Here is a 21,386-nt window from a genome sequence, read left to right on the forward strand (position 1 = left end):
TGAAAACACCTACCTAACTATTTTACAACTTGTATTTTTTTATTATTAATCATTTAAAAGTATCTTTGTAAAATCAATTTTACAGATAAATTTCTATACAACGATGAATTATTTTTCTTCTGATTTTAAACTAGGAATTCTAGGTGGTGGGCAACTTGGCAAAATGTTGTTGTTTGACACCCGAAAATTCGACATACAAACTTATGTGCTTGACCCAAGTGATGAAGCACCATGCAAAATAGCCTGCAACCAATTTTTCAAAGGAGACTTAATGGATTTTGAAACCGTTTACAATTTTGGAAAACTAGTTGATGTTTTGACTTTTGAAATTGAGTTGGTTAATCTTGATGCTTTAGTAAAACTTGAGGAAGAGGGATTAAAAGTGTATCCTTCCCCTAAAACCTTGAAACTTATTCAAAACAAAGGAATTCAAAAAGATTTTTACATACAACATACTATTCCAACAGCAACTTACAAGAGATTTCCTAATCTAAAAAGTGTAATTATTGACATTCTTGATTCCAAACTAAAGTTACCATTTATATGGAAATGTACAGAATTTGGATACGATGGAAATGGCGTTAAAGTAATTCGACAAGTATCGGATTTAGATAATTTGGCTAATGTAGAATGCATAGCTGAAGAAATGATTCCATTCAAAAATGAGTTAGCCGTTATCGTTTGTCGCAATCCATCGGGTGAAATAAAAACCTATCCCGTAGTAGAAATGGAATTTCATCCGGAAGCCAACCAAGTGGAATATGTAATTTGTCCTGCTCGAATTGATGATAAAGTAGCCGAAAAAGCAAGAGCAATTGCATTAAATGTTTCCGAAAAGTTTAATCACGTAGGACTTTTAGCCGTTGAAATGTTTCAAACTGAAAATGATGAAATACTAGTTAACGAAGTTGCTCCACGCCCGCACAATTCAGGTCATTATTCCATTGAAGCCAGTTATACTTCACAATTTGAAAATCATTTACGCGCTATTCTCAATTTGCCTTTAGGAAACACAGACAGTAAAGTGGCTGGGATTATGGTCAATTTGGTAGGGTCAGAAGGATTTTCAGGCAATGTAATTTATGAAAATATAGAAAAAATATTAGGCTGGAACGGTGTAACACCGCACATTTACGGAAAAAAACAAACTCGTCCATTCAGAAAAATGGGACATGTTACTATTGTAAATGAAGATATTAACGAAGCCCGAAGAATTGCAGCAGATGTAAAAAACACGATTAGAGTAATCAGTTAATTAAAAGATTGAAAAATTCAGAATCTCTAATATATTGAGTTTCTCAAAAATCTTTAAATCCTATATCTTTAAATCTTTAAATAAAAATAATGAAAGTAGCCGTAATAATGGGAAGCATATCTGATATGCCCGTAATGCAAGAAGCCATAGATATCCTAAAAGCATTTGATATAGAAATAGAAGTTGATATTGTTTCGGCTCACAGAACTCCTGAAAAACTATTTGATTTTAGTCAGAACGCACACACTCGTGGCATTTCGGTAGTAATTGCTGGTGCCGGCGGTGCTGCACATTTACCAGGAATGGTTGCATCAATGTCACCTCTTCCTGTAATCGGCGTACCAATAAAATCAAGCAATTCCATCGATGGCTGGGATAGTGTTTTATCTATTCTACAAATGCCAGGTGGTGTTCCCGTAGCTACAGTTGCTCTAAATGGCGCCAAAAATGCCGGGATTCTTGCCGCTCAAATCATAGGAAGTCACAACAAAAGTGTGCTTGATCGAATAATATTATATAAAACAGGATTGAAAGAAGCAGTAAATATTGCCTCTGAAACCATTAACAAAAAATAAAAAAAGCTCCATTTTGGAGCTTTTTTTATACTTCAAATCATAATTTTCATTCCACACTTACTGGTACTTCAAGAACTCCTTCAAATTCTGAAGCAATAATATCATCTTTGCTCAACCAATATTCTGAGGTAGTCAAAGTATAATTTACGTTATCCGTAGTCTTAACATCCCATAAAATATCTTCGGCTTCTGGGAAAGGCGCGTTTTCCGTCATTTGGCTGTCAAATAATCTTTTGATCAAATTACTGCCTGATAATCCATTATTTAATAATTTTAAAATACCTTCTTTATTCAATTCATTTTCATTCTCACCTTCTACTGGAGCCAAACTACATTCAATAATAATAGCTTTTGCATTTGGAAAAGTACCATTGTACGCTTTGAAAAGCAATTGATTAATATGAAAAAGAGTCGAATGCAATCTTATTTCAGGATATTCTTCACAGACTTTATCTAGAAACATATCGTTTGAAATTTGTTGAATTTGACCTTCATTTAAATCTTCTGATAATTTATATTCCAGTACAATTACAGCAGCATCTTTGGGTTCAAAATCAGAAATTGCCATAAATAACAATTCTCTTAAACTGGCAGCATCAGCATCTGAAGCATCCGGATAATCGAATTTTTCAAGCAGTTTGACATAATCATCATTAGTCCAATATTCCTCGATTTGATCTACAGTATTAGCGCTTTTTATTATAATTTGATAATTCATATTTTATTTATTTATTTGATTCGTTTCTTCCAAAACCAATATTTTTTTTCAATTTAAGGCTTTATTAGCGCGAAACGAAATAAATAACATTTAAATAACACAATCCATTCTAGCATTTTAGGATAAATCAATTCCTTTGGCATCACTATTTTTTTTTATTAAATCCGTACCTTTGATTTCTTTAAACATCAAATTATTTTTATTAAAAAATACAAATGAGCATTCTAACACACCATTTCAATACAAAATATAACACTGCCCCTTTTTCGAAAATAAAAAACGAAGATTTCCTTCCTGCGTTTCAAAAAGGAATCGAATTGGCAAAAGCCGAAATCGATGCTATTGTTCGAAATCCGATAAAACCAACTTTCGAAAATACTATTGAAGCATTAGCATTCAGCGGTGATGTTTTGGATAGAATTTCAAGTATTTTTTTCAACTTGAACTCAGCCGAAACGAATGATGAAATTCAGAAAATCGCGCAAGAAGTTTCTCCTTTATTGTCTGAATTTGGTAACGATGTACGTCTAAACCCTGATTTATTTGCCCGAGTAAAAACGGTTTACGAACAAAAAGAAAAACTGAATCTAAATCCGGAACAAACCACGCTTTTGGAGAAAAAATACAAAAGCTTCTCTAGAAACGGAGCTAATTTACCGGAAGATAAAAAGAACCAATTGCGAGAAATCGACAAAGAATTATCGAAATTGAGTTTGCAGTTTGGCGAAAATGTTTTGGCCGAAACGCAAGCCTATCAATTGCATATTACCAATGAAGCAGATTTAGCCGGTTTACCCGAAGGAACTATTGAAGCCGCTCGGTCATTGGCCAAAAGCCAAGAAAAAGAAGGATGGATTTTCACGTTGGATTACCCAAGTTATGTTCCATTTGTGACGTATGCCGATAATCGCGAATTGCGCAAGAAAATGGCAATCGCTTTTGGTGCCAAAGGATTTCAAAACAACGAATTTGACAATCAGGAAATTGTGCTTAAAATTGCCAAATTGCGTTTTGACAGAGCACAAGTTTTAGGTTATGCTACTCATGCTCATTTTGTACTTGAAGAAAGAATGGCGGAAAGTCCCGAAAAAGTAAAAACATTTTCGAATGACTTATTAGACAAAGCCAAACCGGCAGCTTTGAAAGAATTTGCTCAATTGACTGCTTTCGCAAAAGAACTAGATGGTATTGAACAACTGGAAAAATGGGACGGTGCTTATTATTCGGAAAAATTGAAACAGCAATTATTCAATTTGGATGATGAAATATTAAAACCATATTTTCAATTAGAGAAAGTATTAGACGGTGCTTTTGCAGTAGCGCAAAAATTATACGGAATCACATTTGAAGAAATTTTCGATGTGGATAAATACCATGAAGAAGTAAAAACATACGAAGTAAAAGATGAAGAAGACCAATTAGTAGCCGTATTTTATGCTGATTTCTTTCCTAGAAAAGGAAAACGCAATGGCGCTTGGATGACTTCGTTCAAATCACAATATATCAAAGACGGCATCAACGAAAGACCACATATTTCGAATGTGTGTAACTTTACAAAACCTACCGAAACCAAACCTTCCTTATTAACCTTTAATGAAGTGACCACTTTATTTCACGAATTTGGTCATGGATTACACGGAATGCTGGCTAATACAACCTACCCTTCTCTTTCTGGAACATCTGTGTATTGGGACTTTGTAGAATTACCAAGTCAGATTATGGAAAACTGGTGTTACGAGCCGGAAGCTTTGGCTTTGTTCGCATACCATTATCAAACTGGCGAAATGATTCCAATGGAATTAGTTCACAAAATAAAAGAAAGCGCCAGTTTTCAAGAAGGAATAGCGACGATGCGTCAATTGAGTTTTGGATTATTGGATATGGGATGGCACGCACAAGATCCATCCAATATCAAAGACATAAAAACTTTTGAAACCGAACAATTTGCAGCCACACAACTCTATCCTGATGTAAAGGAAAATGCGATGAGCACTTCTTTTTCCCATATTTTTCAAGGCGGCTATTCGTCTGGATATTACAGCTACAAATGGGCCGAAGTTCTGGATGCCGATGCTTTCGAATATTTCCAGGAAAAAGGGATTTTCAATAAAGAAGTGGCAACCAAATTCAAGGAAAATGTACTTTCTAAAGGCGGAACAGAACATCCTATGATCTTATATAAACGATTTAGAGGACAAGAACCAAAACCTGAAGCGCTATTAAAAAGAGCTGGATTAGTCTAAACATTAATTTAAAACCCGAAGTTTAATTTCTTCGGGTTTTAAATTACATTTTAATTTGGCCCCCAAAATTGAAATGTAATAATTTGCTTTTTTTTAAGACATACAATCTTTTATCATTAGCTAAAAAAAACTCTTAAAAACCTACTGAAACATAATTTACGATGCCAGTCATAAAAATTCGAACAAAAATAAATGCACCAAAAAAAACTGTTTTTGACCTTTCAATAAATATTGCTTTTCACAATCAATCAACAAACTCTACAAATGAATTCGCTATTGACGGAATAACTACAGGATTGACAAATTACAACGAAACAGTAGCTTGGCCTGGTAAATATTTTGGGTTTAATTTGACTCACAAAAGTAAAATAACGGCAATGATTCAGAATGAGTACTTTGTAGACGAAATGGTAGAAGGAAAATTTAAATCATTCCGACATAAACATCACTTTGAAGAAAAAAATGGGTTTACCATCATGAAAGACAAAGTATATTATGAAGTTCCCTATGGATCTCTGGGAGAAGTATTTGACTTTTTATTTTTAAAAAATTATCTGATCAATTTTCTTCTCGAAAGAAATAAAATGTTGAAAAAATTATCTGAAAACGAGCAATAGCAACCACCAAACAATTGGTACGCTTTCTAACCAAAAAGAAGTGTAGTATCTTGAGCGTTTTTCATTGGCAAAAACCATAAATAAAGCAATCATAATCACAACTATAAAGTTGACAATTAATTGATTTGTATCGAAATTATTTTTTAGTAATTCCAGAAAATAAAACGGAAGTAGAAGTAACAATCCTAATATTTTCGTACGGTTTACTCCTATTTGTTGCGGTACGGTTTGCAAATGCGGATCGTCATTTGTCAAATCAATAATTTCAAAAATAAGCACTAATACAAAAATCAAAATAAATCGCTGAATGCATTTTAAATAGAAGTTGAAAGTAATGGAAACATCGGCATTCAAAATAGGCAAAGCCAAAGTCACTCCTACCCAACACAACGCTACAATGTAGATTTTCACACCAGCCCAGTTCCTTGCATTTTTTCTATTTGGAAAAAACGGAAGCGTGTACAATAAAGTAATACTCAAAAAAGCGATTGCTACAATTTGAGTACTCTTTTGCAACTGAAAAAAATAAAAACCAACCAAAAGAAGCGCAAAAAAACTAAATACAGCAATGATTTTCAACTCCTTCCGCATCATTAATTTTTTGGCTCTGGCCAAAGCATCGTATTTTACGAAATTATATCCTACAATTGTTCCAAAAAAAACAAAATTAGCAATTGGTTGATCGTTAGAAATGTGGAACATATGCTGTGTCATTCGCACCAATGCATAACACGATAATCCCACGTGAATGCTGCTATTGATATAAAAATTGAATAGTTGTTTAAAAATCTTCATTAGACAAAATTAATCAATTGTGAACAAATACATCATTTAGTTGAAAAATCAATAAAAAAGGAGACCCGAAATACCTTTTAGATTATTAATAATACTTAATTTTGCACCACAAAAAAAACAACACCTACCTTTTTATATGAAAACAGATGCTTTTGCTTTAAGACACATTGGTCCAAGAGAAAACGACCTACAACATATGTTGAAAACGATTGGAGCGGAGACGCTTGACCAGTTGATTTTCGAAACAATTCCTAGTGATATTCGTCTAAAAGCTGATTTAGATTTAGATCCGGCAATGACCGAATATGAATTTGCAAATCACATTCAAAAATTAGGGAATAAAAATAAAGTTTTTCAATCTTATATTGGTTTGGGTTACAATGCAGCAATTATACCTGCAGTTATTCAAAGAAACGTTTTTGAAAACCCGGGATGGTATACTGCTTACACACCTTATCAAGCCGAAATTGCTCAAGGTCGTTTGGAAGCAATTTTGAATTTCCAAACTATGGTTATCGAATTAACCGGAATGGAAATTGCCAATGCTTCTTTATTAGACGAAGGAACTGCTGCCGCAGAAGCAATGGCATTACTTTTTGACGTTCGCTCTCGTGACCAAAAGAAAAATAATATTTGTAAATTCTTCGTTTCCGAAGAAATATTGCCACAAACTTTATCAGTTTTACAAACACGTTCTACGCCAATTGGTGTTGAATTAGTAATTGGGAACCATGAAGATTTTGATTTTTCAATGGAATTTTTCGGAGCAATCCTTCAATATCCAGGTAAATTTGGACAAGTTCATGACTATACTGATTTTATCGCTAAAGCTACCGCAAACGAAATAAAAGTAGCTGTTGCTGCTGATATTTTAAGTTTGGCAAAATTGACTCCTCCCGGAGAAATGGGAGCTGCGGTTGTCCTTGGAACAACACAACGTTTCGGAATTCCGTTAGGTTACGGAGGTCCTCACGCAGCTTATTTTGCTACAAAAGACGAATACAAAAGAAGCATGCCCGGAAGAATCATCGGAGTAACCGTTGATACAAATGGAAACCGTGCGTTGCGCATGGCATTACAAACGCGTGAACAACATATTAAACGTGACAAAGCCACTTCAAATATTTGTACCGCACAAGTTTTATTGTCAGTTATGGCTGGAATGTATGCCGTATATCACGGGCCAAAAGGCTTGCAATATATCGCTAATAAAGTTCATGCTTCTGCAGCTACATTGGCAAACGCATTAGAAAAATTAGGTTTACAACAAACCAATACTGCTTTCTTTGACACTATTGTTGTTACCGCTGACGCCAAAAAAGTAAAAGCCATTGCCGAACAAAACGAAATTAACTTTTATTACATCGACGAAAATACAGTTTCAATTTCTTTGAATGAAACGACAAGTATTGCTGATTTAAATACGATTATTGCTATTTTCGCTTCCGCAAAAGAGACTCATGCAACAACAATTGAAAGTTTATCGGAAACCAATCATTTTCCAGAAAGCGTAAACAGAACATCTACTTTCTTACAACATGATGTTTTCAATAAATACCATTCGGAAACCGCTTTGATGCGTTACATCAAAATGTTGGAACGAAAAGATTTGGCTTTGAATCATTCCATGATTTCATTAGGTTCTTGTACCATGAAACTGAATGCAGCTTCAGAAATGTTGCCTTTAAGCATGCCACAATGGAATAACATTCACCCATTTGCACCGCTTGACCAAGCACAAGGATACCAAGAAATGTTAGCTAAACTAGAGCAACAATTAAATGTTATCACTGGTTTTGCAGGAACAACTTTACAACCTAACTCAGGTGCTCAAGGGGAATATGCAGGTTTAATGGTTATTCGTGCGTACCACCAGTCAAGAGGAGATCACCATAGAAATATTGCTTTAATCCCATCATCAGCTCACGGAACAAATCCGGCTTCAGCAGCTATGGCAGGGATGAAAGTTATTGTTACTAAAACATTGGAAAACGGAAACATCGACGTAGAAGATTTACGTGAAAAAGCAATTTTACACGCAGATAATCTTTCTTGTTTGATGGTAACGTATCCGTCAACTCACGGTGTTTTTGAAAGCGCGATTAAAGAAATCACACAATTGATTCACGATAACGGTGGACAAGTTTATATGGATGGTGCCAATATGAATGCGCAAGTAGGATTAACAAATCCTGCAACTATTGGTGCTGACGTTTGTCACTTAAACTTACACAAAACATTTGCTATTCCTCACGGTGGTGGTGGACCAGGCGTTGGACCAATATGTGTTGCTCCACAATTAGTTCCATTTTTACCATCAAACCCTGTAATTCAAACAGGAGGAGAACATGCAATCACAGCTATTTCTGCAGCTCCTTGGGGTTCCGCTTTAGTTTGTTTGATTTCTTATGGTTATATTTCAATGTTGGGTGCTGAAGGTTTGAAACAATCCACTCAATATGCGATTCTAAATGCAAACTACATTAAAGAGAAATTAAACGGTCATTATGATACGTTATATTCTGGAGAAATGGGTCGTGCGGCTCACGAAATGATCTTAGAATGTCGTCCTTTCAAACAAAAAGGAATTGAAGTTACTGATATCGCAAAACGTTTAATGGATTATGGTTTCCACGCTCCTACCGTTTCTTTCCCAGTTGCAGGAACCTTAATGATTGAACCAACGGAGAGTGAAAATTTAGAAGAGTTAGACCGTTTTTGTGACGCGATGATTTCAATCCGTAAAGAAATTGAAGCTGCTACTATTGAAGATAAAAACAATGTTTTGAAAAATTCTCCACATACGTTAGCCATGCTTACAACTGATGTTTGGGACTTCCCTTACACTCGTGAACAAGCAGCTTTCCCATTAGATTATATTGCTGAAAATAAATTCTGGCCAACTGTTCGTCGTGCTGACGATGCTTATGGCGATAGAAATTTAGTTTGTTCTTGTGCGCCAATTGAGGCGTATATGGAAAGCTAATTTTTAAATTAATTCAATAAAATGTCTCGAGAAATCGGGACTTTTTTTTTACAACTATAAATTCATACAAAATTCAGAAAATTATACAATGCAAATCCTTAAAACATCGATTTTACCAATTGCAACAATTAGTAAAGAAATACCGCATCGATTTTTGCAATTTGTAAAAAAATAATCAATATTTTTGCCAATAAATTATTATTTCATAATTATATGCACGCATAGTAAATATTGTGAGTGTAATAACTTTTTATTCATTAAATTAGCCTGAATTTTTGGAAAACAACCCGATGAAAATAAAAATAACTGGAATAGGAAGTTATATTCCTGAGAAAAAAGTAAGCAATACAGACTTTAGCGAACACGTTTTTTTAAACGAGGATGGAACTGCCTTTGGTTACCCTAACGAAGTTGTCATTACTAAATTTAAAGGAATAACGGGAATTGAGCACAGACGTTATGCCGAAGATCAGTACACCTCATCCGATTTAGCTTTTTTTGCTTCTCAAAAAGCAATAGAAAATGCTGGAATTGATCCGGAAACAATAGATTATATCATCTTTGCACACAACTTTGGTGACGTAAAATCTGGAACAAATCAATCCGATATGATTCCAAGCTTAGCCACCCGAGTAAAACACAAATTACAAATAAAGAACCCAAAATGTGTTGCCTACGATATCCTTTTTGGCTGTCCAGGTTGGATAGAAGGAGTTATGCAGGCCAATGCTTTTATCAAATCGGGCATGGCAAAACGCTGTTTGGTAATCGGATCCGAAACACTTTCAAGAGTAGTTGACGCGCACGACAGAGATTCTATGATTTATTCTGATGGCGCAGGTGCTTCTATCATTGAAGCTTCAGATGATGAAACAGGAATGTTAGCTTATGAAAGTGCTACTTATGCTAATGATGAAGCCAATTATTTATTCTTTGGGAAATCATACAATCCTGATTTGGATCCTGACATTCGATACATAAAAATGTATGGTCGCAAGATTTATGAATTTGCATTAAGCCAAGTTCCTGCCGCAATGAAAACTTGTTTAGACAAAAGCGGAATAGCCATTGACGACGTGAAAAAAATTCTTATTCATCAAGCTAATGAAAAAATGGACGAAGCAATAATCCAACGTTTTTACAAATTACACGACAAACTAGCACCAAAAGACATCATGCCTATGAGTATTCATGAACTTGGAAACAGCAGTGTAGCGACGGTGCCTACACTTTATGACCTGTTAATTCGTGGAGAAATAGAAAACCAATCCATAGAAAAAGGAGACATTCTTATCTTTGCATCTGTTGGAGCAGGAATGAATATCAATGCATTTGTTTATAGATATTAAGCATCAAGGAATTTGGTAATCAGGAGCTAATCCGGCTCTACATTACAATTCCTCACTACAAAACTAGTTTTTCTAAGGAGCACAAAAGCTTCTTTTAGTCGCTTTTTACTCCTTGAAAAACTACATTTTGAAGCTCCGGGATTTTCATTTCCATCCGGGCTAAAAAACAATGTCCAAAAACACATTTATCACTATATTTGTGCCTTCGTTCCCTTGCGGCAAAATCAAAAAAACATGTACGAAAAAACGTTTCCCAACAAAAGGTTCAAACATACCTTGGAGTTTCTAAAAAAACACATCTCGACTTCAGATTCAATATTAGATTTAGGGGTAGAAAATCCCTTCTCCAAAATCATGAAATCCGAAGGATTTTTAGTCACCAATACAACAGGAGAAGACTTGGATAAAGACCAATCTATATTTTTAAAAGAAAAAAAAGAGGTAGTAACCGCTTTCGAAATCTTTGAACATTTACTAAATCCATATACGATTTTAAGCGAAATAAAATCGGATAAACTTTTCATTTCCATTCCGATGCGTTTATGGTTTTCACCAGCATACAGAAGTAAAACAGATATGTGGGACAGACATTATCACGAATTTGAAGATTGGCAACTGGACTGGCTATTAGAAAAAACAGGTTGGAAAATAATTGATCGTGAAAAATGGACCAATCCAGTTAAGAAATTTGGTCTTCGTCCCTTATTAAGAAAATTCACCAACAGATATTATATCGTATATGCTGAAAGAAAAAAATAGCATCAATTAACAAACAAAATCTTCAAGTTATTAACAGGTTATTTTACATGTTAATAACTTGATTTTGTATTTTGTCGATATTATTTGCATTTAATCGTCTTTATAGTATATTTGAAATAACTTTAATCTTCAAATAAACATTATGCAAAAAATTTACTTTTACTCATTATTACTATTAAGCACTTTTTCTTTTGGCCAAAAATTATTTATAGTTAGTTCAGACGATAAGTTTGGAGTTATAAATGAAAATGGGGTAGAAATAATTCCAGCAAAGTACAATTCGATTACCGAATTTGATTTACAACATCCTAATTGGTCTAAAGTAGAACTTAACAACCAATATGGTTTTATCGACAAAACAGGAAAAATTATTATTGAACCAAAATATGAAGTAATTAACAATTATAATGTTTATTCTACAGGATGGGCATTAATTCAAAAAGATGGTAAATTTGGATTTATTGATAATTCAGGAAAAGAAATTGTACCGCCAGTTTATGACAAATTTGGTGATTTTGGAGAATATTCAAAAGAATGGATACTAGTCGAAAAAGATGGTCTAAAAGGATTTATAGACAAATCAGGAAGTATAGTTGTTCCATTAAAATATGTAAATATTGATAAGTTTGATACAGTTAGAAAAAATTGGTCTTTAGTAAAGGACAGAAAAGAAAAATTAGGATTTATTGACAAATCAGGAAAAGAAGTCATTCCTGCAGTCTATGACAATATCGAAGCCTTTGTAAAGAAAAAAGGAGCCTTAACAAATAACGATTAATTTATTTCATAAAAAGGGGATTTCATTATAGAAATCCCCTTTTTCATGAAGTAAAATTATAACTTTACACCTTAAAATAAAGTTATAATTAAAATGAATTTATACATAGTAATACCTGCACACAACGAAGCAAAATTTATTACTTTGACTTTGGAATCATTGATTTCACAAACTGTTTTACCAAAAAAAATAGTAGTTGTCAATGACAATTCCACTGATAAAACTGCCGAAATTGTAACCGCTTTCTCAAAAGAAAATCCATTTATTACTTTAGTAAATAAAACTTCCAGCGCGATACATCTTCCTGGAAGTAAAGTCATTCAGGCATTTCACAAAGGTTTTGAAACCTTAGATGACCAATATGATGTCATCGTAAAACTGGATGCCGACTTAATTCTACCCAACAATTATTTTGAAACTATTTTAAATGTTTTCGAAAAAGACGCAACGATAGGAATGGCAGGTGGTTTCGCTTATATTGAAAAAAATGGCGAATGGATTCTAGAAAACCTAACTGATAAAGACCACATTCGTGGCGCATTCAAAGCATATAGAAAAGAATGCTTTAAACAAATAGGAAATCTTAAACCAGCTATGGGTTGGGACACTGTTGACGAATTACTGTCTAAATTTTACGGATGGAAAGTCGTAACTGATCCTTCATTAATAGTAAAACACCTAAAACCTACAGGTGCAAACTACAACAAAACAGCCCGATACAAACAAGGCGAGGCATTTTACACACTTGGTTACGGATTTTTAATTACATCGATTGCCTCGGCAAAACTGGCGATGATGAAAAAGAAACCGTTACTCTTTTTAGATTACATCAAAGGTTTTTGGAAAGCCAAAGCGGCTAAAACCCCTTTATTGGTCACTACAGAACAAGCAAAATTTATTCGCAAGTATCGTTTAAAGAAAATGAAAGAAAAGCTTTTTTAGCCTCATCAATCAAAAAATTATAATCTGTAAACTATAAACTGCTAACTAATCCTTAATTTAGCCCATAATCGCAAAAATATGATGCTCATTCGATATATAACGCAAATAGGAAGATACTTCTTAATGCTGAAAGAAATTTTCAACAAACAAACCAAATGGTCTGTTATGAAAAATCTTATTTTCAAAGAAATTGATGATTTAATTATTGGCTCTCTTGGAATAGTCGCTTTCATCTCTTTCTTTGTAGGAGGTGTTGTTGCCATACAAACTGCATTAAACTTAACAAATCCTTTAATTCCTAAATATCTTATTGGTTTTGCTACGCGACAATCCATTATTTTAGAATTTGCCCCTACTTTTATCTCAGTGGTTATGGCAGGAAAAATGGGATCCTTTATCACTTCAAGTATTGGCACCATGAGAGTAACGGAACAAATCGATGCGCTTGAAGTTATGGGAGTAAATTCATTAAATTATTTAGTTTTCCCTAAACTAATGGCATTATTGTTATACCCATTCTTAATAGGAATCGCAATGTTTCTTGGTATTCTTGGCGGTTATATTGCCAGTGTATACGGCGGTTTTGGAAGCAGCGTTGACTTTGTAGATGGAATACAACGAGAATTCATTCCGTTTCATATTGCTTATGCCTTTATAAAAACATTCATATTTGCTTTATTATTAGCTACTATTCCGTCATTTCATGGATACTATATGAAAGGCGGGGCACTTGAGGTAGGGAAAGCTAGTACAATATCATTTGTGTGGACATCAGTGACCATTATTTTGATGAATTATATTTTAACACAATTACTCTTAACGTAATGATAGAAGTAAAAAACGTAGAAAAATCATTTGGTGATATTAAAATTCTTAAAGGCATATCGACTGTTTTTGAAACTGGCAAAACTAATTTAATCATTGGTCAAAGCGGATCTGGTAAAACAGTGTTATTAAAAAGTTTACTTGGAATTCATCAGCCAGAATCCGGCACAATTTCTTTTGACGGGAGAGTTTACTGCAATTTAGATGCAGATGAAAAACGAGCACTTCGAACAGAGATTGGAATGGTATTTCAAGGAAGTGCCTTATTTGATTCGATGACAGTAGCAGAAAACGTGGGGTTTCCACTAAAAATGTTTACCAAAGACAATAGAACAAAAATTCAGGAACGTGTTGATTTTGTATTAAAAAGAGTCAATCTTACTGACGCTCATAAAAAACTACCTTCTGAAATATCTGGAGGTATGCAAAAACGTGTTGCTATTGCCCGAGCTATAGTAAACAACCCAAAATATTTATTTTGTGACGAACCAAACTCTGGTTTAGATCCAAACACAGCTATATTGATTGATAATCTTATCAAAGAAATTACTGAGGAATACAATATCACTACCGTTATCAATACACACGATATGAACTCGGTTATGGAAATTGGAGAGAAAATTGTATTCCTTAAAGACGGATTAAAAGCTTGGGAAGGAACTAAAGAAGAAATTTTCAGAACTGATAATCAAGCGGTCGTTGACTTTGTTTATTCTTCTAATTTATTCAAGAAAGTACGAGAAGCGTATTTGAAAGGATAAATTCAATAGTCTTTAATTGGATTTCAGTAATTCTACTTCCGCATTTGGATTAAAAAGATAAGTCTTTCCTGAACTTATTTCAAGACATTCAAAGCGCTTAGTTCTAATGGCAATTTTCTTAAAAATCTTGCCATTTTGTATTCTAAAAACACTGCCGTAGGGAATTTCGAATACATAATTTTTATCATTTTGCTGGTCAAATTGTTTCAATGCCAATGACAAAGTAGCATCCGTATCACTACTGGCCGTTGGATTCTTAAAATGTCTTGCTAATAAAGGCAACAGATGATTGGGGAAAATCTCAGGGCGAATAAAAGGAACCATCAATCTTTGAAAAGAATATTTCCATTCATTCCCGTGAGGTTTAATATTTCGTCCAAACTTTTCAAAAGCAACCAAATGGGAAATTTCATGAATAAGTGTAATTAAAAATTTGTATTTATTCAAACTTGAATTTACTGTTATTTCATGCTTACCGCTCAATCCTTTTCTATAATCACCATGACGAGTTTGTCGTTCATTTACAATCTTAAGATGCACTTGATTAGCAACAATTAGCTCAAAAACTGGCTTTACGGCATGTTCCGGTATGTATCTCGCTAATGTTTCACTCATAATTTACAACTTAAAACTTAGAACTCTTTGTTACGGATTTGTGGAAGAAACCTGCAATACTTTACCGTTGAAATATTTATTCCCAGTCAACGTAAAATTATAAATATAATCTGCCATTTCGCCTGCAGATATAGGCGCTTGATATCCTGGAAAAGCTTCAGCCAACATTTCTGTTTGAACTGAACCTAGAGCTAAAACATTAAAGGAAATACCTTTCTCTTTATATTCTTCAGCTAACAACTCTGAAAGTGTAATTACTGCTCCTTTGCTTGAACTATAAGCAGCAAGTCCGGCAAATTTTAAACTTCCCTGAATACCTCCCATAGAACTTATTGTTACTACATGGCTTCCTTTTTGCAAATAAGGAAGACAAATTCGAGTCAAATTAGCAACACCAAAAACATTGACTTTATAAATATTTTCAAAATCTTCCTGAGACGTTTCTGAAAAAGGTTTCAACAATAAACTTCCTGCATTATGAACGACAGCATCAATTTGTTTCCAAGACTTGGAAAGAAAATCTTGCACTTTTTCTAATTCGGATTCATTGGATAAATCAACAGAAAGACAAGTGATATTTTCATTCCCTAATAATCCTTGAGGAATTTTTCTGGAAATGGCCAACACCTGATGTCCAGCTCCGGCAAATTGCAATGCCAACTCATACCCTATACCCCTGCTAGTTCCTGTAATAATTATATTTTTCATGTAGCAAAAATAAACAAAAACACTAAAAAAACCATCATTTTAACAACGGCTATTCTTTCGAATATAAAAATAAAGTTTTCTATAATTTTACTTAATTTTACCAAATAAAATACGACTTGAATTCATCGAAAATGACAGAAAATATACAATTTAAAATTGCAGAACTGAGTGATATTGACGGAGTATTAGCACTACAAGAACTGTATCTTGTTTCTAATTTATCCGAAGAAGAAAAGGAGTTTGGTTTTGTCACCACACCATTCACAATTGCCCAATTAACCGAAGTAATAGAGCAGCAAGGATTATTTCTTGCAAAAGATAATAATAAAACTATTGCCTACATCTTTTCAGGAAGCTGGGATTTTTTCAATCAATGGCCCATATTCAACTACATGATCACGCTATTACCAGATCTTAAATTTTTAGACTTTGATATCACAACAACTAATAGCTTTCAATACGGACCTATTTGTATCGATAAAAAATACAGAGGAAAAGGATTGATAACTCCTCTTTTTGAATTCATGAGAAAACACATTGTCAAAAGATATCCGTTGGCTTTGACCTTTATCAATAAAATCAATATTCCATCGACAAAAGCGCATACTGAAAAACTAAATTGGTCAATTATAGGAGAATTTCAATTCAACAATAACAACTATTTTATTTTGGCTTATGACATGAATCAGACAGTATCTTAATTCACTAATTCGTGTGAATTTATTGTTGCTGTATTAGCCATTTGTGTTACGACAGTCAATAATTCTTTTATAAAACGAGAATGTTATTTAATGGAAAGTCTAAAATCCTTACTTCTTGTAATACTTTTTATACACCTTAAACATTTGAATAAGAGCTAAAACTACAAAAAATAACGGAATCATTACCGGCACTATATATCTTGAAAAACTGACTGTATTTTGAGAAAATAAATTCAGAATAATTACTAAACTTAACATACCTAAAAAAGTCCCGACTAAAGTCCCAAAAACATAATAATATTTAAGTCTTTTGTCGATATTAATATAATTTCCATTAATCAAATAGAGATTCCATCCCGTCCAAAATGGCACTTGAAGAAAATTAACACCATTCAAAAACACACCTATAAAAAAAGGGGAATACTTCACAAACCTTTCTAAATCACTATGATTTTCTGAAGTTTGATTCGAATGAGCATAAAAAGAGTATCCCAAAAACAGTAAAAAAAATACGGCAAAAAAATCAATAATTTTCATCAATTTTTTATTATTTACCAATCGATTTGCAAAAACCAACGTAAAGTAAATCACCAAAACCTCAACCGAAATAACGCCCAATAAATAAAAAATCAAACTACTAATTCCAGATACAGCGTAAATTTCGAACCCTATAATATTTAAATATCCCAGTGGAATTGAGCCAATAAAACTCACCAAGAAACCAACTAGAATATTTTTTATAACTTTCATTTGATTAGAAATTTACTATTCTTTTACTTTGCTCAATATGCAGACGATATTCTTTCATCCCTTCCTTGTGTAACAAATATGGGCTTCCGGTTTTATGATTTTCAACGCTTATTTCGTACATATAGGTAATATGGCGAGCAAGCTCTTTCCATGCAAAAAACAAGGAATGTTTCGGGTCATAAATATGTGTGGGTTCACTTGCAGCTCCATTCAACTCAACGATTGCAAAATTTTCCCCTTTTTCCAAATCATCGAAAGTAGTATACATAACATCCAATCTTCCGAAATAGAAACCAGGAATTTGTAAACACATTTCATTGATGGTTTCAGTTAATTTTGGGGTTACCCAATGACTTCCATCAATGAATTTTGCACCTCGTGCGTGATTTCCATACGGAACCAAATTTAGTTTTTCTCCTTTTGGCAAAACCTCCAATAATTTCTTACCGTATTCTTGTTGCAATACTTTCATCTGTAATTCGTAACGCGGATTTTTCTTGATTAACTGTTCTATAGTTGCAATTCCATCTCCAATGATTATTAAAAACTCTTTGGAAACTATCCCTGTTATTTTACCCGTTTTTTCGTGTGGATAACGCACATAAAAAATCCCAACTTCCTTTTCAAAAGGAATTAAATCTTGTATTACGTAATCAAAATTTGCCTTTTCAGCATATCTTTTTAAGTCGACCAAAGTATCTATTTTCTTGACTCCAGAACCCCGCAAGCCAATATCAGGTTTTGCAATCAATGGATATTTTATTCGCGAAGATTCGATTGTTTTTAGAATTTCATCCAGTGAAGTTCCTTCGATTATGAGTTCGGTTTTTGGATAATACCGTTGTGGAATCAAATCGTATATGGCTTTTTTAGACTCCATCATAAATCCGCCATTTTTTATTGTTGGATTTGAAGCATTAAAGAAAAAAATGGATTTTGCTTTGAGTGAATAAAATGCCCAAAGAAAATAAATTGGAACATAAACGATCTGAAACGGCCAATATTCCCAATGCGTAATTTTATGAAAAAGTAATTTCAATTGAGAAAATTTTAAATAATGATAAATGAGGTTTTATACTCTTTTTGTGCAATCAAATCGCAATGCAATATAGCAACTTTATTTTTTTTGATAATTGATTGTGTAATACTTAAGGTTTTCATTTCGTTATTTCGATTAATAACCAAACCGTTTTCCTGATTTTTTTCTTCGGTATAGCGATGAAAATGAAGCATTTTTGTTTCTGATATTTCTGGATTTGCCTCCAAAAAAGTATAAAACCAATTGGTACGTTTCTCCCGAATTGCCGCTGAATATAACGTTGAAGACGACCAAATATGATTTTTATGACTATCTAAAAGAGTCGTTTCTTTCTGATTGCCATTCCATCGCAATTGAAACAGCTCCTTATTTTGAAATAAAACCAATGTAAAAGGTTCTATGTTTTCCAAATCAATTTCGTTCCAAAAACCCTTCGGCGATACGCTGCTAATAATATCAAGCACAATTAGACCGCGACTTTTCCTATAAGGAGGCACTACTTTGTGTTTTTCGCCAGCACCATTTAATAAAACTAAAACAGTTCCATTTGCATCAACAACAAACCAAGTTCCACCGGCTTTTGAATCTTTTGGAAAAATTACATTCTTACCGTTTATAGTATAATCTTTGGGCGGTATTGCTGATGGTCTAATTATTTTTTCATCACGATTTGAGGTAATGATAATTGTATCGTGGGCATGAATAAAACTTACTGTACACATTGATTTCTGTATTCGATTGTTGAACGGGCAACGCCAAAATTTTCATCGACCGTGATATTTTCGCACTTTAAAACAGCCACTTTTATCAATGCCTGATGATGAATACAATGCTCTAAATTATAAAGTAGTTCTCGATGATAATTACTTTGAATTCGAATTTCCACACCATCAATCACTTGCTGCAAATCGATATTTTTATTCTGTTTTTCAAGATTATTTTTAATTTCTAAAATATGGTGAATCGCATAATTCACATTTGTTTGAATTACCACGTTACGTTCTCTTTTATCGTAATTCACAACACCTAAATCATATTGATTTTCAAGACACTGAAACATTTCTATAATATGTCTCGTGTGCTCCCCAATACTGGTATTACTCAATTCAACACATGGATTTGAGTAATCCTTTTTCGACAATTGATTGAGCAAATCAATCAATTCGTTCAGACTATTAGTAATAGCAGGTATAAGCATATTATAATTTTAATTTTAATAAATTTGGCAGTTTTCTCTATTTAAAAAGATTAAAGTAAGGCAACTTAATAAGGTAATATTTGCCAACGCAAATAATGTTCCACCATCATTTTCCACTTCAATTCCCAGTACAAACAGATGCGAAAGAATAGCACCAATCATTATTCCGGAACCTAGTAATGCGCCAAGCAATATAGTTCTGGACATTAAAATTAGAATTACAGTAATCAATTCTAAAATCCCGGTACCAATTCTTCCATAAGGTTCCACTCCTAAATCAGTAAAAATATGAATACTCTCTTCTGCTCCCGTAAATTTAAAATACAATGTTTGCAATAAAATCACAGCAACTGCAATACGTAAAATCCAAGATAAAATAGTTGTTTTCATAATTACTGTTTTATTTGATTGTTTTTTTCCAATTACCTTCTGCTTTTAACTTTAAATTAGCTTGGTCTTTATTCCAACTTTTCAATGTATTATTAAAATAAGCATTATAAAATAAATATAATTTTTCGTCAACAACCTTAAAAGTTTGTGGGTTTATTTCCACTTTTTCGCCGGAATCCCCCATCGCATAAGCGCACCAACCTCCAAATTGCGGTTCATATTTCAAAGGGTTTTTTAAGAAATATTCTTTATTTACAGGCATTGAAAAATTATACGTTACCCCTTCGTAAGTTGCTGTTAGTTCTTTTTTCCCCTTTACAGCTTTCCCTTGTTTAAAATAAGCTACCGGATCGTACCCTTGTAAGGCAACTTTATGTTCTAAATTGAAATGAGTTAATCGACTATTTTCGGTTTGTGCAACAGTTGTAAGCGAAATAAAAATAACCAAAAGACAAAGAATCTGTTTTTTACTTCCAAGTTTAAAGCTGTTTTTTTGGCCTTCATGTATTTTAGACTTCATTGTATTTTAATTTAAAAATGATACTTCGTTTATTTCTTAAACAAAGATATTTAGAATCAAAAAAACCATTTGTCAGCTAGTTTACAATACGTACGAAATAATTGAAACTATAGTTTTGAAATATCCGAGATAACGATTTCTTTTCGGTTGTAAATCAATGTTCCGTTAGTTTCCATTTCATTGAGCAATTGAGTCGCAGTCTGTCTTGAAGTACAAATAATCTGTGCAATGTCATTTTGTGTCAGATAATTTTCAATCACCACTTTATTACCTTCTTTTTTACCTTCTTTTTCAGCCCAATCTTTTAGAAACTGGAACAATCTGGTTTTTGCATCTTTAGAAATCAAATTAGAATAACTGTTCTTGATGCGTTTCATTTTCAAACCAACGAATTTGGTATAAGAGAGCGCCAAACTCGGATTTCGTAATAATAGATCTTCAAAGTCAGCCATTAGAAAGCTACAAATAGCCACGTCATCAGAAAGCACTTTTGCGTATTCATTCGTTTGATCATCGGTTTCTAAAGTAAGTTCCCCGAATAAATCTCCTTTTTGAATAATGTCTTTTATCGTTTCATTTCCGTCTTCATCAACCGCGACAATTTTTATAGTTCCTTTTTTTAACAAAAAAATCCTTGGCACATCAGAAGAAGAAAAATAAATAATTTCCCCTTTCTGGGCTTTTTTAAAACCGGTAATGATACACAACTGCTTAATTTGTCCAAAACTCAATGTTCGAAACAGTTTATGATCGCGCAAATACCAATATTTTAATTCTTCATGCATAAAGCAGTTCTTTCAGTAAATATATTAAAAAACAATTTAAAAAAATAAAACCCTTTCCAATCGAAATTGAAAAGGGT

23 protein-coding genes are annotated in these 21,386 nt (G+C 33.3%); 12 read left to right on the plus strand and 11 right to left on the minus strand.

Features of this window, described 5'->3' with window-relative positions; all coding sequences use genetic code 11:
- Positions 1-103: 103 nt before the first annotated feature.
- Positions 104-1,255, plus strand: coding sequence for a 5-(carboxyamino)imidazole ribonucleotide synthase (locus T410_RS01860; protein WP_035668182.1), 1,152 nt, complete (start codon positions 104-106; stop codon positions 1,253-1,255).
- An 86-nt stretch (positions 1,256-1,341) separates the two neighbouring features.
- Positions 1,342-1,830: a 5-(carboxyamino)imidazole ribonucleotide mutase gene (gene purE / locus T410_RS01865; RefSeq protein ID WP_035668184.1), complete on the plus strand. Its 489-nt coding sequence runs from the start codon at positions 1,342-1,344 to the stop codon at positions 1,828-1,830.
- Positions 1,831-1,876: 46 nt separating this feature from the next.
- Here purE and T410_RS01870 read toward each other — a convergent pair whose 3' ends face one another.
- A complete protein-coding gene (locus tag T410_RS01870; protein WP_035668186.1) occupies positions 1,877-2,548 on the minus strand; it encodes a hypothetical protein in 672 nt (223 codons plus the stop codon).
- Between the two features lie 215 nt (positions 2,549-2,763).
- Between T410_RS01870 and T410_RS01875 the strand changes: the two genes are divergently transcribed.
- Positions 2,764-4,791 (plus strand): M3 family metallopeptidase, encoded by a 2,028-nt coding sequence (locus tag T410_RS01875; protein ID WP_035668188.1) that lies wholly within the window; start codon positions 2,764-2,766, stop codon positions 4,789-4,791.
- Positions 4,792-4,952: 161 nt separating this feature from the next.
- The gene (locus tag T410_RS01880; RefSeq protein ID WP_035668190.1) at positions 4,953-5,408 is read left to right on the plus strand and encodes an SRPBCC family protein; all 456 of its coding nucleotides are present in this window, start codon (positions 4,953-4,955) and stop codon (positions 5,406-5,408) included.
- Here T410_RS01880 and T410_RS01885 read toward each other — a convergent pair.
- Positions 5,388-6,203, minus strand: coding sequence for a hypothetical protein (locus T410_RS01885; RefSeq protein WP_035668192.1), 816 nt, complete (start codon positions 6,201-6,203; stop codon positions 5,388-5,390). The two genes, T410_RS01880 and T410_RS01885, sit on opposite strands and share 21 nt — an antisense overlap.
- Positions 6,204-6,339: 136 nt before the next feature.
- On the opposite strand from T410_RS01885, the gene gcvP reads away from it, so the two are divergent.
- From gcvP to T410_RS01920, 7 genes are all read left to right on the plus strand, one after another.
- Entirely contained in the window at positions 6,340-9,189 is a 2,850-nt protein-coding gene (gcvP, locus tag T410_RS01890) for an aminomethyl-transferring glycine dehydrogenase (protein WP_035668194.1), read from the plus strand.
- A 290-nt stretch (positions 9,190-9,479) separates the two neighbouring features.
- Entirely contained in the window at positions 9,480-10,538 is a 1,059-nt protein-coding gene (locus tag T410_RS01895; RefSeq protein ID WP_035668196.1) for a 3-oxoacyl-ACP synthase III family protein, read from the plus strand.
- 234 nt (positions 10,539-10,772) lie between these two features.
- Positions 10,773-11,297: a methyltransferase gene (locus T410_RS01900; RefSeq protein WP_035668197.1), complete on the plus strand. Its 525-nt coding sequence runs from the start codon at positions 10,773-10,775 to the stop codon at positions 11,295-11,297.
- 142 nt (positions 11,298-11,439) lie between these two features.
- On the plus strand, positions 11,440-12,075 hold the full coding sequence (locus T410_RS01905; protein ID WP_051929331.1) for a WG repeat-containing protein: 636 nt from the start codon (positions 11,440-11,442) through the stop codon (positions 12,073-12,075).
- A 93-nt stretch (positions 12,076-12,168) separates the two neighbouring features.
- Positions 12,169-13,017, plus strand: a complete 849-nt coding sequence (locus tag T410_RS01910; protein WP_035668198.1) for a glycosyltransferase family 2 protein — start codon at positions 12,169-12,171, stop codon at positions 13,015-13,017.
- A 78-nt stretch (positions 13,018-13,095) separates the two neighbouring features.
- Entirely contained in the window at positions 13,096-13,842 is a 747-nt protein-coding gene (locus tag T410_RS01915) for an ABC transporter permease (protein WP_035668200.1), read from the plus strand.
- On the plus strand, positions 13,842-14,603 hold the full coding sequence (locus T410_RS01920) for an ABC transporter ATP-binding protein (protein WP_035668202.1): 762 nt from the start codon (positions 13,842-13,844) through the stop codon (positions 14,601-14,603). Before T410_RS01915 ends, T410_RS01920 begins: the two co-directional genes overlap by 1 nt.
- 12 nt (positions 14,604-14,615) lie before the next feature.
- Here the strand turns inward: T410_RS01920 and T410_RS01925 are convergent, their stop codons facing one another.
- Together T410_RS01925 and T410_RS01930 are read right to left on the minus strand one after the other, a co-directional pair.
- On the minus strand, positions 14,616-15,218 hold the full coding sequence (locus tag T410_RS01925) for a SprT-like domain-containing protein (protein ID WP_035668205.1): 603 nt from the start codon (positions 15,216-15,218) through the stop codon (positions 14,616-14,618).
- Between the two features lie 30 nt (positions 15,219-15,248).
- Complete coding sequence (locus tag T410_RS01930) at positions 15,249-15,926, minus strand: SDR family oxidoreductase (RefSeq protein ID WP_035668207.1); 678 nt, start codon at positions 15,924-15,926, stop codon at positions 15,249-15,251.
- Between the two features lie 131 nt (positions 15,927-16,057).
- On the opposite strand from T410_RS01930, the gene T410_RS01935 reads away from it, so the two are divergent.
- The gene (locus T410_RS01935) at positions 16,058-16,627 is read left to right on the plus strand and encodes a hypothetical protein (protein WP_051929332.1); all 570 of its coding nucleotides are present in this window, start codon (positions 16,058-16,060) and stop codon (positions 16,625-16,627) included.
- A 108-nt stretch (positions 16,628-16,735) separates the two neighbouring features.
- Here T410_RS01935 and T410_RS01940 read toward each other — a convergent pair whose 3' ends face one another.
- The 7 genes from T410_RS01940 to T410_RS01970 all read right to left on the minus strand — a co-directional run bounded on the left by T410_RS01940 (position 16,736) and on the right by T410_RS01970 (position 21,309).
- Positions 16,736-17,377: a hypothetical protein gene (locus T410_RS01940; protein WP_035668209.1), complete on the minus strand. Its 642-nt coding sequence runs from the start codon at positions 17,375-17,377 to the stop codon at positions 16,736-16,738.
- A 4-nt stretch (positions 17,378-17,381) separates the two neighbouring features.
- Positions 17,382-18,416 (minus strand): D-alanine--D-alanine ligase, encoded by a 1,035-nt coding sequence (locus T410_RS01945; RefSeq protein WP_035668211.1) that lies wholly within the window; start codon positions 18,414-18,416, stop codon positions 17,382-17,384.
- An 11-nt stretch (positions 18,417-18,427) separates the two neighbouring features.
- On the minus strand, positions 18,428-19,138 hold the full coding sequence (locus T410_RS01950) for an NRDE family protein (protein ID WP_035668213.1): 711 nt from the start codon (positions 19,136-19,138) through the stop codon (positions 18,428-18,430).
- A complete protein-coding gene (locus T410_RS01955) occupies positions 19,126-19,614 on the minus strand; it encodes a hypothetical protein (RefSeq protein ID WP_035668215.1) in 489 nt (162 codons plus the stop codon). The genes T410_RS01950 and T410_RS01955 overlap by 13 nt, the downstream gene beginning before the upstream one ends.
- Positions 19,615-19,629: 15 nt before the next feature.
- Positions 19,630-20,004: a DoxX family protein gene (locus T410_RS01960; RefSeq protein ID WP_035668216.1), complete on the minus strand. Its 375-nt coding sequence runs from the start codon at positions 20,002-20,004 to the stop codon at positions 19,630-19,632.
- A 10-nt stretch (positions 20,005-20,014) separates the two neighbouring features.
- Positions 20,015-20,524 carry a YHS domain-containing (seleno)protein gene (locus T410_RS01965; protein ID WP_051929333.1) on the minus strand — a complete coding sequence of 170 codons (510 nt, stop codon included), beginning with the start codon at positions 20,522-20,524 and terminating at the stop codon, positions 20,015-20,017.
- 107 nt (positions 20,525-20,631) lie between these two features.
- On the minus strand, positions 20,632-21,309 hold the full coding sequence (locus tag T410_RS01970; protein ID WP_035668218.1) for a Crp/Fnr family transcriptional regulator: 678 nt from the start codon (positions 21,307-21,309) through the stop codon (positions 20,632-20,634).
- Between the last annotated feature and the right edge of the window lie 77 nt (positions 21,310-21,386).

It is taken from the genome of Flavobacterium sp. 83, from assembly GCF_000744835.1.
Lineage (GTDB): Bacteria > Bacteroidota > Bacteroidia > Flavobacteriales > Flavobacteriaceae > Flavobacterium.